Source organism: Acinetobacter sp. ANC 3929, assembly GCF_000369405.1.
Classification (GTDB): domain Bacteria; phylum Pseudomonadota; class Gammaproteobacteria; order Pseudomonadales; family Moraxellaceae; genus Acinetobacter.
Window position 1 is genome coordinate 72,458 of record NZ_KB849994.1, and the last position, 14,009, is coordinate 86,466.

General features: G+C 40.5%; 14 protein-coding genes. 5 read left to right on the forward strand and 9 right to left on the reverse strand.

Annotation, left to right across the window (positions count from 1 at the left end; all coding sequences use genetic code 11):
* Positions 1 to 42 precede the first annotated feature (42 nt).
* Entirely contained in the window at positions 43 to 1,563 is a 1,521-nt protein-coding gene (gene glpD, locus F909_RS19380; RefSeq protein WP_005144849.1) for a glycerol-3-phosphate dehydrogenase, read from the forward strand.
* A gap of 53 nt (positions 1,564 to 1,616) precedes the next feature.
* Here the strand turns inward: glpD and F909_RS19375 are convergent, their stop codons facing one another.
* Positions 1,617 to 3,809: a TonB-dependent siderophore receptor gene (locus F909_RS19375; protein WP_005144852.1), complete on the reverse strand. Its 2,193-nt coding sequence runs from the start codon at positions 3,807 to 3,809 to the stop codon at positions 1,617 to 1,619.
* A 197-nt stretch (positions 3,810 to 4,006) separates the two neighbouring features.
* Positions 4,007 to 5,836 carry a phosphoenolpyruvate carboxykinase (GTP) gene (locus F909_RS19370; RefSeq protein WP_005144854.1) on the reverse strand — a complete coding sequence of 610 codons (1,830 nt, stop codon included), beginning with the start codon at positions 5,834 to 5,836 and terminating at the stop codon, positions 4,007 to 4,009.
* Positions 5,837 to 6,233: 397 nt separating this feature from the next.
* Here F909_RS19370 and F909_RS19365 point away from each other — a divergent pair, with 397 nt between their 5' ends.
* The 4 genes from F909_RS19365 (at position 6,234) to groL (ending at position 10,079) form a co-directional block, all read left to right on the forward strand.
* A complete protein-coding gene (locus tag F909_RS19365; RefSeq protein WP_005144856.1) occupies positions 6,234 to 7,172 on the forward strand; it encodes a diacylglycerol/lipid kinase family protein in 939 nt (312 codons plus the stop codon).
* Positions 7,153 to 7,920, forward strand: a complete 768-nt coding sequence (locus F909_RS19360; protein ID WP_005144858.1) for a metallophosphoesterase family protein — start codon at positions 7,153 to 7,155, stop codon at positions 7,918 to 7,920. The genes F909_RS19365 and F909_RS19360 overlap by 20 nt, the downstream gene beginning before the upstream one ends.
* Before the next feature lie 175 nt (positions 7,921 to 8,095).
* Positions 8,096 to 8,386: a co-chaperone GroES gene (locus tag F909_RS19355; protein ID WP_005144860.1), complete on the forward strand. Its 291-nt coding sequence runs from the start codon at positions 8,096 to 8,098 to the stop codon at positions 8,384 to 8,386.
* Positions 8,387 to 8,444: 58 nt separating this feature from the next.
* Entirely contained in the window at positions 8,445 to 10,079 is a 1,635-nt protein-coding gene (gene groL, locus F909_RS19350; protein ID WP_004801460.1) for a chaperonin GroEL, read from the forward strand.
* Between the two features lie 138 nt (positions 10,080 to 10,217).
* On the opposite strand, the gene F909_RS19345 is transcribed toward groL, so the two are convergent.
* The 7 genes from F909_RS19345 to F909_RS19315 form a co-directional block, all read right to left on the reverse strand.
* On the reverse strand, positions 10,218 to 10,442 hold the full coding sequence (locus tag F909_RS19345; protein WP_005144866.1) for a hypothetical protein: 225 nt from the start codon (positions 10,440 to 10,442) through the stop codon (positions 10,218 to 10,220).
* Positions 10,443 to 10,817: a hypothetical protein gene (locus tag F909_RS19340; protein WP_005144867.1), complete on the reverse strand. Its 375-nt coding sequence runs from the start codon at positions 10,815 to 10,817 to the stop codon at positions 10,443 to 10,445.
* Positions 10,814 to 11,248 carry a hypothetical protein gene (locus F909_RS21375; RefSeq protein ID WP_005144881.1) on the reverse strand — a complete coding sequence of 145 codons (435 nt, stop codon included), beginning with the start codon at positions 11,246 to 11,248 and terminating at the stop codon, positions 10,814 to 10,816. Before F909_RS21375 ends, F909_RS19340 begins: the two co-directional genes overlap by 4 nt.
* Positions 11,245 to 11,682: a helix-turn-helix domain-containing protein gene (locus tag F909_RS19330; protein ID WP_005144883.1), complete on the reverse strand. Its 438-nt coding sequence runs from the start codon at positions 11,680 to 11,682 to the stop codon at positions 11,245 to 11,247. Before F909_RS19330 ends, F909_RS21375 begins: the two co-directional genes overlap by 4 nt.
* A gap of 139 nt (positions 11,683 to 11,821) precedes the next feature.
* Positions 11,822 to 12,943, reverse strand: a complete 1,122-nt coding sequence (locus F909_RS19325; RefSeq protein WP_005144885.1) for an ATP-binding protein — start codon at positions 12,941 to 12,943, stop codon at positions 11,822 to 11,824.
* A 2-nt stretch (positions 12,944 to 12,945) separates the two neighbouring features.
* Positions 12,946 to 13,404: a hypothetical protein gene (locus tag F909_RS19320; RefSeq protein ID WP_005144887.1), complete on the reverse strand. Its 459-nt coding sequence runs from the start codon at positions 13,402 to 13,404 to the stop codon at positions 12,946 to 12,948.
* 300 nt (positions 13,405 to 13,704) lie between these two features.
* Positions 13,705 to 13,995, reverse strand: a complete 291-nt coding sequence (locus tag F909_RS19315) for a hypothetical protein (RefSeq protein ID WP_005144889.1) — start codon at positions 13,993 to 13,995, stop codon at positions 13,705 to 13,707.
* Positions 13,996 to 14,009: the final 14 nt, after the last annotated feature.

Sequence of the window (14,009 nt, forward strand, 5' to 3'; positions counted from 1 at the left end):
AAATGTTCGTTATTGAACAATAATGAATATTTGCGGTGATTTATGCAAACTTCTCCTCAGTCAAATGACAAAATTTATGACCTTGCTGTGATCGGTGGTGGTATCAATGGTGTTGGTATCGCAGCAGATGCTTCGGGTCGTGGCCTATCGGTATTCCTGTGTGAAAAAGATGATTTGGCCAGCCACACATCTTCTGCAAGTAGTAAGTTGATCCATGGTGGTTTACGTTACCTTGAACACAAAGAGTTTCGCTTGGTACGTGAAGCCTTGGCTGAACGCGAAGTATTGTTAGCAAAAGCACCCCACATTATTCGTCCCATGCGTTTTATCATGCCGCATCGTCCACATTTGCGCCCAGCGTGGTTGATTCGTACAGGTTTGTTCTTTTACGATCACTTGGGTAAACGTGAAAAATTATTGGGCTCGAATAATGTCTATTTTAAAGATGATAGTCCATTAAATACTGCAATCACACGCGGTTTTGAATATTCAGACTGTGCGGTGGATGATTCACGTCTGGTTGTGCTGAATGCAATGCATGCGCGTGAAAAAGGTGCTGATATTGTGACACGTACTCGCTGTTTGTCGGCGCAACGTGAAGGCGAATACTGGGTTGTTGATTTGGAAAATGCACAGGGTCAATTCCAGATTAAAGCCAAGGCTTTAGTGAATGCGGCTGGTCCTTGGGTTGCGCAATTCATCAAGCAGGATTTACAGCTTAAATCACCATATGGCATTCGCTTGATTCAGGGTAGTCATATCATTGTGCCAAAGCTGTATGAAGGTGATAAGGCGTTTATTATGCAAAATGATGACCGTCGTATTGTGTTCGCCATTCCGTACTTGGACCAATATACAATGATCGGAACCACGGATCGCGAATATCAGGGTGATCCTGCACAAGTCAAAATTACCCAAGAAGAGATTGATTATTTAATTGAAGTGAGCAATGCACACTTTAAAAATCAATTAACGCAAGCCGATATTATTTCGACTTTTGCGGGTGTACGTCCATTATGTGATGATGAATCAGATAATCCATCGGCCATCACCCGTGACTATACTTTGGCTTTAACTCAAGAGTCTGCTGATCAAGCACCATTACTTTCAGTGTTTGGTGGTAAATTGACAACTTACCGTAAGTTGGCAGAATCTGCAATGCAGCAGCTCAAAGCATTTTTCCCAGAAATGAAAGGCAGTTGGACAGCGACAGAAGCTTTACCGGGCGGCGAAAATATGGAGTCGGCTGAACAATTGGCGAAAGAGATTCGTGCACAAATCACCGACGCATCTGAGGCTTTGGCAAAACGTTGGGCATCTGCTTATGGTTCACGTATTTGGAATATCTTAGGTGAAGCAACATCAGTTGAGCAGTTAGGTCAGTATTTTGGTCAAGGTTTGTATGCGAAAGAAGTGGATTATTTATGCCGCTTTGAGTGGGTAACGACCAGCCAAGATATTTTGTGGCGACGTTCAAAGCTAGGTCTCAATTTTGCACCAAGTGAAATCGAAAGCTTAAATGTGTATTTAGCAAATAAACCAAATAGCACGGTTGCTGCTTAAAAGCTCTCAATAAAAAAGCCCCTTTGAATAAGGGGCTTTTTTATTGGTCTTAATTAGTACTTGAAGCGGAATGCAACGGTGTAATTCGCAGGTGCTCCGTAGAAGGCTTGCCCATCGGTAAAGCTATTTAAATATTTTTTATCAGTCACGTTATTGGCATTGGCTTGAATAGAAAGATTTGAACTAATGTCATAGCTTGCCATCAAATTCAGCAAGGCATAATCACTTTGTTTGAGGTAAGTGCTATAGCTTGGGTCAAAACGTGTGATTTTACTTTGCCATTTTACACCTGCACCAACTTTCAGTTTTGGTAGCTGAGTGGGGGAATAAGTCGTCAATAGATTAAAGCTTTGTGTTGGGTTGTAAGTTCTTGCAGCCCCACCATTCTTTAGATCTTGCAGGCTAAACTGGGTATAGCCGAGTGAAACATTGACTTGATCTGTTAGTTGTCCAGCCAGACCAACTTCTACGCCTTGCGAACGCAAATCGCTAATTTCAACTTTACGATTGATAGAGGGGTTATCCGTTGAGCGAAGCGGGTAGTTATTTTCCTCGGCTCTAAATACGGCCAGTGTCCCAGTAAGCTTGTTATCTAACCAAGAACTCTTAAACCCAACCTCATAGCTTTTACCTTCAATGGGATCCGCAATTTTGCCCGTTGCTTTGTCAACGGAGGTTTGTGGGCGGAAAATTGAGGTATAACTCATATAACCTGTATATTCAGGGCTAAAGTTATAGGTAAGACCTGCATAAGGCGAAACTTTACTTTCATCATAGACCATTGGTGCATCATAACTTGTACCTTCACTCTTGGCTTGAACGTAGTTTGCACCTAGGGTTAATTTTAAATCGTCATTGACGTGTAGGCGAGTTGCTGCATAAAGCGATTGATTACGTTGTGTATAGTCTGCTGTTTTTGCGAATGAACCCCAAGACACTTGGTTTGGTGTCCAACTTGCCCAGTCTGTTGTACATTGTGCATTATAGGTGTTTGGACTTGTACCACGAACACATGTTCCAATATTGCTGTCTTGAATATCACCCACAATTTGAGCGTCATTTTGTTTGCTCTGAGTAAAGCTGTAGCCAACAATTGCTTCATGTTGCTGACCAAATAATTCAAACTTTCCATTTAGGTTGAGGTCAACACTGTGCTGTTTATTTTTTTCACTAAAGCCTTTAGCAGTCAGATCGACATCAGCTCCGTTTGCCGTCGGATAGCCATAATAATATAACAGTCGGCTGTCACGGTTCTTTTCATTGTAGTTATAGCTTAGGTTAGCAGACCACATGTCTGAGAGTTTTTGTTTAAGCTCAAAAAATGCATTGCGCGAAGTATTGTCCCAATAGGCCCAATCAGGGTTTGGATTGTAAGAGCGATCATAATTGATTTGTTGACCTGAAGAATCCATGAGGGGTAAAGCACCCCAGTTATTGGCATTGGGTTTATTTTTCTCCTGACTCGCACCAATGGTAAGCAATGTGCTATCTGTAAGGTCTGCTTCTAAGACACCTGCAATCCCATTTTTCTCAGAACTATAACGATCTAGGTGTGAATTGCCTGTTTGTTGAAAACCTGAAACACGGCCACGAAGACGACCATCTGATACGAGGCTGCCTGAAGCATCTGCTTCATAACGTTGCGTATCCCATGAGCCATAGCTTAGACCCGCATTGGCTTGGAACTCTTTAGTTGGGCGTTTACGGATATAGTTGATGGTTGCACTTGGATCGCCAAATGCATTGGTCAGTGCATCAGCGCCTTTAATGACTTCAATTCGATCATAAAAGTAGCTGTCTGGATTGGTGTCATTATAATTCCATTCACCAGAAGGGAAGCCGACGCCATCAATCAGAATGTTTGATATTTCAAAACCGCGTGCCATATACACTGAGCGTTCAGTTTCCAGCGAATTGACAGTCACACCAGGGGTATTGTTTAGTACATCTCTAGAGCTGGTAAGGCCAAAATCTTCAATTTGCTGGCGTGTTACCACATTGATGGTTTGTGGAATTTCTTTGGTTTCAATATTCAGTTTGGTTGCGCTTGAGCTATTTTTAATACTGTATGCTTTGGTTTTCTCACTGATGTCGCTGTCCTGAGTTGCTTGGACTTTGATGGCTGGAAGTTGCTGTGATCCCTCATCAAGTGCATAACTATAAGAACTGATACTGACTAATGTTGATATAGCTAAAAAGAGTGGAGTGTGTTTAAACAGAGGGGATGAACTCATACCTACAACCATGTAAATGAGAAATATTATTATTACAATTATTATTAGTATTCATTAATTTTGCAATTTATTTTGTCTAAAGCTTAATGGGAATAGTTAGGGCTAAGTGGGGGATTAATAGAAAATTTCGAAAGGCCATTAAAAAAGGCCACCGAAGTGACCTTTCTATTCTCTCTGAGTCCCTCTTTTAAAGAGGGAGGCGACAGAAATTAAGCAGATTTAACAGCTGCTAATAATTCATTTTGACGATCTTTAAGGGCTTGAGGTAAGCGAGCACCAAGTTTAGTGAATAACTCAGTGTGGCTTTCAAGTTCTTTGATCCATTGATCTTTGTCTTGTGCTGTTACTGTATTGAATTGCTCTTTAGAGAAATCAATACCATTCCAGTTCAACTGTTCGTAACTTGGAACATAACCGATTGGTGTTTCAGTCGCTTCAGCACGGCCTTCACAACGATCAATAATCCACTCAAGAACACGCATGTTTTGACCGAAACCAGGCCATACGAAGTTGCCTTCAGCATCACGACGGAACCAGTTTACGTTGAAGATTTTTGGTAATTTATTACCAGCAGCTTCAGCTTTCGCACCAACTTCTTGACCAAGTTGTAACCAGTGGCCGAAGTAGTCAGCCATGTTATAACCTGCAAATGGAAGCATTGCGAATGGATCGCGACGAACGATACCTTGTTGACCAACAGCTGCAGCAGTTGTTTCAGAACCCATGGTTGCTGCTTTATAAACGCCATCAACCCAGTCAAATGCTTCAGAAACTAAAGGTACTGTATCTGCACGACGACCACCGAAGATGAATGCAGAGATTGGTACGCCTGCTGGATTTTCCCAGTCAGCATCAATCGAAGGGCATTGACCAGCAGAAACAGTAAAACGTGAGTTTGGATGTGCTGCTTTTTCGCCTTCAACGTATGGTTGGCCTTTCCAAGTGATCAGGTCAGCTGGAACTTCTTTAGTTAGACCTTCCCACCATACTTCGCCATCTTTGGTTACTGCAACGTTGGTGTAAATCACATCTTTATGCATAGTTGCAATACAGTTCGGGTTGGTTTTGGTATTTGTACCAGGTGCAACACCGAAGAAACCTGCTTCTGGATTGATTGCATATAAGCGACCATCTTCGCCTGGTTTGATCCAAGCAATATCATCACCTACAGTTTCAATTTTCCAGCCTTCATAACCTGCTGGTGGAATTAACATCGCAAAGTTTGTTTTACCACATGCAGAAGGGAATGCTGCTGCGATGTAGTGTTTTTCACCTTGTGGGTTTGTCACACCTAAAATCAGCATGTGTTCAGCTAACCAACCTTGCTCGCGACCCATTGCAGAGGCAATACGTAATGCTAGGCATTTTTTACCAAGCAATGCGTTACCGCCGTAACCAGAACCGTAAGACCAGATTTCACGAGTTTCTGGATAGTGAACGATATATTTTTCGTTGTTACATGGCCAAGCAACATCTTTTTGACCATCTTTAAGTGGTGCAGCAACAGTGTGTACACATGGGATAAACTCACCATCAGTTCCTAACACGTCATAAACTGCTTTACCCATACGCGCCATTTTAGTCATGCTGACTGCAACGTAAGGTGAATCTGTTAACTCGATACCGATGTGAGCAATGTGGCTTCCTAAAGGACCCATCGAGAAGGGAACCACATACATGGTACGGCCTTCCATTGCGCCGTCAAATAATCCATTTAATTTTTCGCGCATTTCTGCAGGAGCAACCCAGTTGTTAGTTGCGCCAGCATCTTCTTCATTTTGCGAGCAGATATAAGTACGGTCTTCAACACGAGCAACATCAGAAGGATCAGAATTTGCAAGATAAGAACCAGGATGTTTTTCTTGGTTAAGTTTTTGCATGGTGCCGTTAGCGATCATCAAGTCCATAAGACGTTGATATTCTTCTTCGCTTCCGTCACACCATTCGATTTTTGCTGGTTTGGTTAATTTTGCAATTTCTTCCACCCATGCAATTAGCTTAGGGTGACGAACGAATTCTGGTGCGTTCACTTGGGTCATGGTGATGCCTTTTTAAAGTGTGTACGACGTACAAATTCTATCCACTGGATGGCAGTGAGACAGATGAAGTAAAAAAAGTGGCTGTATTAAAGCATAAAATCATAAAAAATATAAGACTAAAGAATAGGTGGGTGATGAAGGGTGGGAATATTGATTTGAATTTATACCATTGTTTTTTAAGTATTTTATTATTCTACATTTTGTTATTTTGTTTTTTTATATGTAATATTTTTTTTATAAATTTTTTTAATAATCAGTATTTTAGTTTGTTTTTAATTTTTTGAGAATTGTTATTGATTATATGAATAATGTTCATTCAAAATTTACATAAACTTGCTTTTATTTGTTGATTTTGTAAACAAAAATAGGCTTATCTAAAGCCTTGAGGTTGATGCGAATGAGTCAAAATTTACAGCCTTTATCTATTATTTATAATCAAAAATCAGGCTTTCATGCTACGCAGCAAGATGATGAATATGAACGTCTTATGACCTATTGGACACAATATGGATTTGAAATTCAGGTTTTTGAGTTAAATCAACAGGTTAATTTTGATGAAATGATGCAGACTGTATTTGCAAGACATCAGCAGGCAGATTCACGGGGTGTGGTGGTTGCGGCTGGGGGCGATGGAACGTTGAACGCCGTAGCAAAGAAGCTGATCCATACTGATATTCCGATGGGAATTATACCGCTGGGTACGTTTAATTATGTCGCACGGGCGTTGAATATCCCGATTGATGTTGCCCAAGCGGCAGAAGTGATTGCAACCGGTCGGGTACAAGCAGTACATGTTGCGGGAATCAATGATCAAATTTATCTCAATAATGCGAGTTTGGGACTGTATCCTTTATTTATAAAAAAACGTGAATTATACAATCAACGACTTGGACGTTTTCCGTTAAATGCCTATACATCGGGTTTGGATGTGTTACTGCGTGAATCTAAATCTTTAAAGTTGGCGGTGACTGTGGATGGTCAAAAGTATCCAGTGGCTACACCGTTGATTTTTTTTGGCAATAATCAATTACAGCTCAGCGATATGAAATTAAGAATTGCCGAGTGCGCTGCCAATGGAAAGCTAGCAGGAGTTGTAGTTGCTAAAAGTGATCGCCTCAGTTTATTAAAAATGTTATGGAAATTGATTCAGGGAAAAATTGATCAGGCTTCAGATGTGTATTCATTTTGTGCTGAACATATACAGGTTGATTGTAAAAAGCCAAAATTAACAGTTGCCGTAGATGGAGAGCTTATGGAGATGCAAACTCCATTAAAATTTTCAGTGAAAAAGTCAGCGTTAAAAGTGATGGTTCCGAATGTTATTACACCTGTCTGATCTGCATTTTGGGACGGAACGTGAAGTGTGTATTGAGGCGATCAAGCAGTTTTGTCAGCAGCATCGCCCTGAAGCTGTGATCGTGAGTGGTGATCTGACACAACGCGCACGCTTTAAGCAGTTTTATGCATGTCGTCAGTTTTTGGATGCTCTCAATCTTCCTTATCTGGTGGTGCCAGGCAATCACGATATTCCACTTTATCATGTATGGAATCGTTTCTTTTCTCCTTTTGTGCGTTATCAGGCCTTCTTTGGTCGTTTGGAGACAACGTTGGAAACGGAGCATTTTTATATTGTTGGGATGAATAGTATCCGTCGGCGCTATCATACTAGAGGACATATTTCTCTTGAGCAAATTCATGAGGCTTATGAGCAGTTAAAAAAAGCGCCACCCAATAAAATCAAACTGGTGGTTTTCCATCAACCCTTTTATACCTTTCCAAATGAGCATGGTGATAAGGATTGCCCTGTGCTAGGAAAAATTGCTTTAGAGCGCTGGGGAGAAACAGGGTTATTTGGTTTATTACATGGACATTTACACAAAGTGGCCGTCCATGATTTAAATCAAATTTTTCAATTGGGTTTTGATCATCCGATCTTTGATATTCATGCTGGAACAGCAACCTCAAATCGATTACGTTTTGGATTCTCGAATAGTTTTAATGTGATTTTGGAGGATGGTGCGATCGAACATTATTGGTTTGATGAGTCGCTTAAAACATTTGTGAAATCCCAAACTGTTGTTTAATTCGGCACCTATAGATTTCGATGTTTAAAAAAACATCTATAAGTAGAATTTTTTTTCATTTTCCCCTTGAAGCTATTTTTTTTAACCCCACAAAAGTGACATATCAAAATTTTATGTATTGCCATGAATTGGCGATACGAATTAATCAAAAAGACTAAGTCTGATGGAGTTAACTATGAGCAACATTCGTCCATTACATGATCGTGTTGTTATTCGTCGCGTAGAAGAAGAAACTAAAACGGCTGGTGGTATTTTACTTCCAGGTTCTGCTGCTGAAAAACCATCTCAAGGTGAAATCATTGCAGTAGGTAATGGCCAAATCACTGACAATGGCGTTCGCGCTTTAGACGTTAAAGTTGGCGATAAAGTATTGTTCGGTACTTATGCAGGTACAACAGTAAAAGTAAGCGGTGAAGAACTCTTGATCATGAAAGAGTCAGATATCTTAGCTGTACTTGAAGGCTAATCGATACATAACTCACAAATTAATCAGATACAGTATTTAAAAAGATTCGGAGTTAAACATGTCAGCTAAAGACGTAAAATTTGGTGATTCAGCTCGCTCAAAAATGATTGCAGGCGTAAACACACTTGCAGATGCAGTAAAAGTTACTTTAGGTCCTAAAGGCCGTAACGTTGTCATCGACCGTTCTTTCGGTGCGCCACACATCACTAAAGATGGTGTTACTGTTGCAAAAGAAATTTCTTTAAAAGACAAGTTTGAAAACATGGGTGCTCAACTTGTTCGTGAAGTTTCTTCTAAAACAAATGACATCGCTGGTGACGGTACAACGACTGCAACTGTACTTGCTCAAGCCATCTTAAATGAAGGGATCAAATCTGTAACTGCAGGTATGAACCCAATGGATTTAAAACGTGGTATCGACATCGCAGTGAAAACTGTTGTTGAAAATATCCGTACCAATGCAAAGCCTGCTGATGATTTCAAAGCAATTGAACAAGTAGGTTCAATTTCTGCGAACTCGGATACGACTGTTGGTAAACTTATCGCTCAAGCGATGGAAAAAGTAGGTAAAGAAGGTGTTATCACAGTAGAAGAAGGTTCTGGCTTCGAAGACGCTTTAGACGTTGTGGAAGGTATGCAGTTCGACCGTGGTTATATCTCTCCATACTTCGCGAACAAGCAAGATACCTTAACTGCTGAACTTGAAAATCCGTTCATTCTTCTTGTTGACAAAAAAATTGGCAACATCCGTGAATTGATTGCGGTATTAGAAGCTGTTGCTAAAACAGGTAAACCTCTTCTTATCATCGCTGAAGATGTTGAAGGCGAAGCGCTTGCAACACTTGTAGTGAACAACATGCGCGGTATTATCAAAGTATGTGCGGTTAAAGCACCTGGTTTTGGTGACCGTCGTAAAGCAATGCTTCAAGACATCGCGATCTTGACTGGCGCGACTGTGATTTCTGAAGAAGTCGGGATGTCTTTAGAGCAAGCTTCTCTTCAAGATCTAGGTACTGCACACAAAATCACTGTTTCTAAAGAAAACACAGTAATTGTTGATGGTGCTGGTAATGCTGCACAAATCGCTGAACGTGTTCAACAGATCCGTGCGCAAATCGAAGAATCTACTTCTGAATACGACAAAGAAAAACTTCAAGAACGCGTTGCTAAATTAGCTGGCGGTGTTGCAGTTATCAAAATTGGTGCAGCAACTGAAGTTGAAATGAAAGAGAAGAAAGATCGTGTTGACGATGCTCTTCACGCAACTCGTGCAGCAGTAGAAGAAGGTGTTGTTGCAGGTGGTGGTGTTGCACTGGTACGTGCTGTAAACGTATTGGATGGCTTAAAAGGCGCGAACGAAGATCAAACTGCAGGTATCAACATTTTACGTCGTGCGATTGAAGCGCCACTTCGTCAAATTGTTTCAAACGCAGGTGATGAGCCTTCAGTTGTGATCAATGCAGTTAAAGCGGGTGAAGGTAACTTCGGTTATAACGCTGCAACTGGCGAATATGGCGATATGCTAGAGATGGGTATTCTTGACCCTGCTAAAGTAACGCGTTCTGCACTTGAACACGCAGCTTCTGTTGCTGGTTTGATGTTGACAACTGAATGTATGATTACTGATATCCCAGAAGATAAACCAGCTGGTCCAGATATGGGCGGTATGGGGGGTATGGGCGGCATGATGTAAACCGCTCAATTTTATCATAACTAGTTGATATTTAAATTTAATTTAATATTAATTAGAGTGATTACTCACAGTATTACTCACATTTGGTTTTGCTGTAAGTATAAAGGCCGCTAAATGCGGCCTTTTTATTGCTTAAATTTAAGCAGTTAAATCATTAGCTTCACTATCCTGTACTTTCTTTAAAATACAAGACAGCACATAACTATTAAGCCAGACATTCTTTCGACCATCCTTAGCAGGTGGTTTTACTCGACCATCCTGAATACGAGCATAAAGTTCTTTTTCAGTAATGTTTAATCGGAAAGCAAATTCAGCTGTAGAAACTAAACGCTCAGTATTTGTTAAATCAATTGCAACGCCCATTTAAGTTTCCTCCGCATCCGCTTTTGCTTCTTTATATCCTGCCCACTGGTTGCAATTACATTTTGGGCAGTGGCCATATAATTTGACAGAGGGCTTTTCTGTTTCAGCCCAATGAAGTTTATCTAGTTTCGTATCACAAACTTCACAAACAAACTCATCTCCATCATGTTCTTTCATGTAGTCCGCATGGTCGGCTGGGTTACAAAATGGGCAAGGAATGTCCCCACCACTTGTGAAACCTTCATCATCACCGCTATCCTCATCCCATAAATAACCTTCAATACATTGTGAATCAGGATAGGACGCACCAAAATAAGAAACTGGCATTTGAACAGGGCATTGCTGAGGCTCTGTAGGTATCAATTGTTTAATCATTTTCCGCCCCTTGCTGATTCTAATGTCAGTAAATAGTCTGTTTGCAAACTCACAGCTTTTGATTCAATCCATCTTTCTTTAAAAAGTTGCATTTCAATAGCCGATAGGTTGGCGTATTCACGCGCAAGATAATTTTTTGCGCCCTGATAAATATATTCGGCACGCTTCCTTGCTAAATCTAGGCTTAATGTTTCTGGCACCACCACGCAGCCTTCAAGCTTTTGGGCTTTGGCTGCTTTCCAAAATTGCCATAACTGATGTGCATGGGTTTTCATCCACCAAATTTCATTTTTATCATCAATCGTATAAGCAAAAGGTTCTGTGTTTTGGTATGAATCTGCCCAACGCTCAACCACATAAGCTTTCATTGCTTCAGCAATGAAAAGTTCAATTTCGGCTACTAAAGCCTCTCGTTCTTTTTCAATATTCATGCTGCCACCATTTTTCTATATTCTTTATAGCGTTTCGATAATGTTCCGCGATTTACACCAATCATTTCTGCTGCTTTAGTTAAATTGCCATGAGATAACTCTAAGGCCTTTGTTGCCAGCACTTTATCTAAATGATCAGTAATGTCCTTAACGGCGTTAGGGCTCTCTTGGATAGCTTTTTCAATATCAGAAGAGCGAATCACAACATCATGGTTTTTCCGCAACGCCTCCTCATGTTTTGCTTTCAGCCACATACCCCAAGCTGTATTTACCGCCATAAGGGCAGATATCAAATCTTCCTTGGAGAGAGTCCCGCTAAAGCCAGTTAATTCAAACTTTTCATATTCAGGGTTATAGTCAACAAACTTAAAATGACCATTACTATCAAGCCATGCTTTCTTAAAGCTTTCGATTTCGTTTTTAAGGCTAATCATTATTTTCTCCAAATCGATTCTTTAAATTTGGCATTGGCAACCAACGCCGTTACTTCTGATTCATTCACATTGTCAAAAATGTGGGTCATATTGGGCCCGAATACATGGAGTATTCGGGTTAGGGTGGAGTAGTTGAATCTCATGACTTAACGCCTTGTTTAGCTAAGTTATCGATATCTTTTTTTACGGCGTTAAGGGTTTTGACTTCGATCTGCATAAGGCTATCAATGCCCAGATGCTCACAAACTGTTTTAGTATCCAATCCACGTTCATCAATGAAGCCAAGTAGCTCGTCACGTTGAGCATTAGAAATGCCTTGAAACTCAGGCTGACCAATCCATCTGTTTTGATTTTTATCAAACGTGCAACCAAGCTCTTTAGACCGAGCAAGCATGATTTGGCGCATATTTTGGTAATACATGTGGTCTTTGATAAGAGACTCAGTGAGCTGGTTTAAATCGCCTTCGTGTTCAGCTTCGGCACAGCTTTGTTGCCAGTTAGTGAGGTCCTCAACAGCTTTGGTTAAAGCCAATTGTTCAGGTGTGAGTGTGTTGATGTGGTCCTTAGCTGATTTAATAAGATCAGCAAGAAACGTTGGATTAGCTTTTAGATCAGGTACCCAAACCTCACCAGTTTCACCACCTAAGGCACCTGAGTTTTTCGCATGGTGGGTAGGTGATGGTTTGAAGCTGATAACACGGGCATTCTTACCTTCACCAGTGGTGACGGTTGTTAGATAACCCATGATGTCAGCAATGCGGTAAAGCTCATTACGGTTTTTACCACCTAGATCTGGACGATATATAACTTGATCGCCGTTTTGATCTTCTGAGGCATGAGCAATGAATACAACATCTTTGCCAAGGCTAATCAGTGTATTGATGTATTGTTTAAATGTTTGGTTAGCCAATCCCTGAGCTTTTAATTTAAGTGCACCATCTTTCTGGCGATTGTTTGCAGTTAAGAGAAGGTGAGTTTTAATGCTTTCAAGCATTGCCCCAACAGTATCGATTACCACAGTGTTATATGCCGCTAAATCACTTGGAGTTAGATCCGCAACGTCTTTCCATTGTTGGACCTGAACTACTGCACCACGGCGTAACTCACCAGTACGGTGAGAACCACGGTCAAAGTCGAATGAAATAGCCTTATCCGCAGTAAAACCTAATGATGTTTTACCTAGACCAGGATCAGCGTAAATGTATGTGATGATTGCATTAACTTGTAATGGTTGATCAGCACTAATGATATTTATAGCCATGATTACACTCCCTCAACCATTTTATTTTTTTGAATGTGAGCAGTGATGATCGAGATCATGTTGCGTATGTCATCAGCATTAGTGAAGTCGCCGTAACTACCACCATCTGGTGTGAATACCTGGTCAACAGCCAAGTTGGTTATATGAATTGTTGGTTGTTCACCACCTAAAGCACCGTTCCACTCTTCTATTAGCTCAAAGTCAAAGCTAGCGTAGACACGGAAACCATCAAGATTAACTACGGCTTGTCCTGTGGTATCAGAAGTGATTTGAACCGCTACTGGCCCGTAAACAGATTGAGTGTTCGCATAAGAGTAAACAGGTGCGGGATCCATTGGCTTGGTAACAAGTGCATAAGTACCAGTTAATACACCAACACCAAGAGCTGCAACTGTGCATTTTTTTAACAAACCCTTGCGAATTGCGTAGCTACGATTGTGATTTAAAACATTTTGTTCCATAATCTACCTCAAGTAAGTGAGAAGCCCTGTTCGCCGTCGTAAGTGTTCAGGGCTTTTTGCTGTTCATGAGATTTATTAAACCAAAGATTTAATTTATGTGCAATACATAATTAAACCAAAGATTGAATTATTTTTAAATTTTAGATTTAATAGACAAAAGAAAACCCACCGCAGGGGTGGGTTGAATGGAGTTTATTAATATGATTGGTATAACTAAAGATGGTCAAAAAATTACATTAAACAAGCAAACACCTGTTACTGGAAAAAGATTTATTGCGATCATTCTAGAGAAAGGAGAAACTAAAGTTTTGTCCACACATCTAAGCCATCTTGTGAAAGATCACCAAATTGATTTTCTAAAAGATCATCAAGTTCTCCAAGACGTTTCACATAAATATCTACATGATCATCCGTTGAATAAACAACAGTCAAAACTTCAAAAATGTAAGCATCTTCTTCAAGAAGCACTTCAATCCATTCTCCATTGCGTGGAAGTTTTGAAAACTTAAATTCGCCCAAGAGTGGCTTATCTTTTTGACTTAAATCAATTACACCAATTTGCACATTTTTCTCCACCCGATCTGTTGTCATGACTGTGTCGGGTT

What these genes read in the sequence shown, in the direction of transcription:
- glpD (WP_005144849.1), top strand. Translation starts at nt 43, where the DNA reads ATGCAAACTTCTCCTCAGTCAAATGACAAAATTTATGACCTTGCTGTG.
- F909_RS19375 (WP_005144852.1), bottom strand. Translation starts at nt 3,809, where the DNA reads ATGGTTGTAGGTATGAGTTCATCCCCTCTGTTTAAACACACTCCACTC.
- F909_RS19370 (WP_005144854.1), bottom strand. Translation starts at nt 5,836, where the DNA reads ATGACCCAAGTGAACGCACCAGAATTCGTTCGTCACCCTAAGCTAATT.
- F909_RS19365 (WP_005144856.1), top strand. Translation starts at nt 6,234, where the DNA reads ATGAGTCAAAATTTACAGCCTTTATCTATTATTTATAATCAAAAATCA.
- F909_RS19360 (WP_005144858.1), top strand. Translation starts at nt 7,153, where the DNA reads ATGTTATTACACCTGTCTGATCTGCATTTTGGGACGGAACGTGAAGTG.
- F909_RS19355 (WP_005144860.1), top strand. Translation starts at nt 8,096, where the DNA reads ATGAGCAACATTCGTCCATTACATGATCGTGTTGTTATTCGTCGCGTA.
- groL (WP_004801460.1), top strand. Translation starts at nt 8,445, where the DNA reads ATGTCAGCTAAAGACGTAAAATTTGGTGATTCAGCTCGCTCAAAAATG.
- F909_RS19345 (WP_005144866.1), bottom strand. Translation starts at nt 10,442, where the DNA reads ATGGGCGTTGCAATTGATTTAACAAATACTGAGCGTTTAGTTTCTACA.
- F909_RS19340 (WP_005144867.1), bottom strand. Translation starts at nt 10,817, where the DNA reads ATGATTAAACAATTGATACCTACAGAGCCTCAGCAATGCCCTGTTCAA.
- F909_RS21375 (WP_005144881.1), bottom strand. Translation starts at nt 11,248, where the DNA reads ATGAATATTGAAAAAGAACGAGAGGCTTTAGTAGCCGAAATTGAACTT.
- F909_RS19330 (WP_005144883.1), bottom strand. Translation starts at nt 11,682, where the DNA reads ATGATTAGCCTTAAAAACGAAATCGAAAGCTTTAAGAAAGCATGGCTT.
- F909_RS19325 (WP_005144885.1), bottom strand. Translation starts at nt 12,943, where the DNA reads ATGGCTATAAATATCATTAGTGCTGATCAACCATTACAAGTTAATGCA.
- F909_RS19320 (WP_005144887.1), bottom strand. Translation starts at nt 13,404, where the DNA reads ATGGAACAAAATGTTTTAAATCACAATCGTAGCTACGCAATTCGCAAG.
- F909_RS19315 (WP_005144889.1), bottom strand. Translation starts at nt 13,995, where the DNA reads ATGACAACAGATCGGGTGGAGAAAAATGTGCAAATTGGTGTAATTGAT.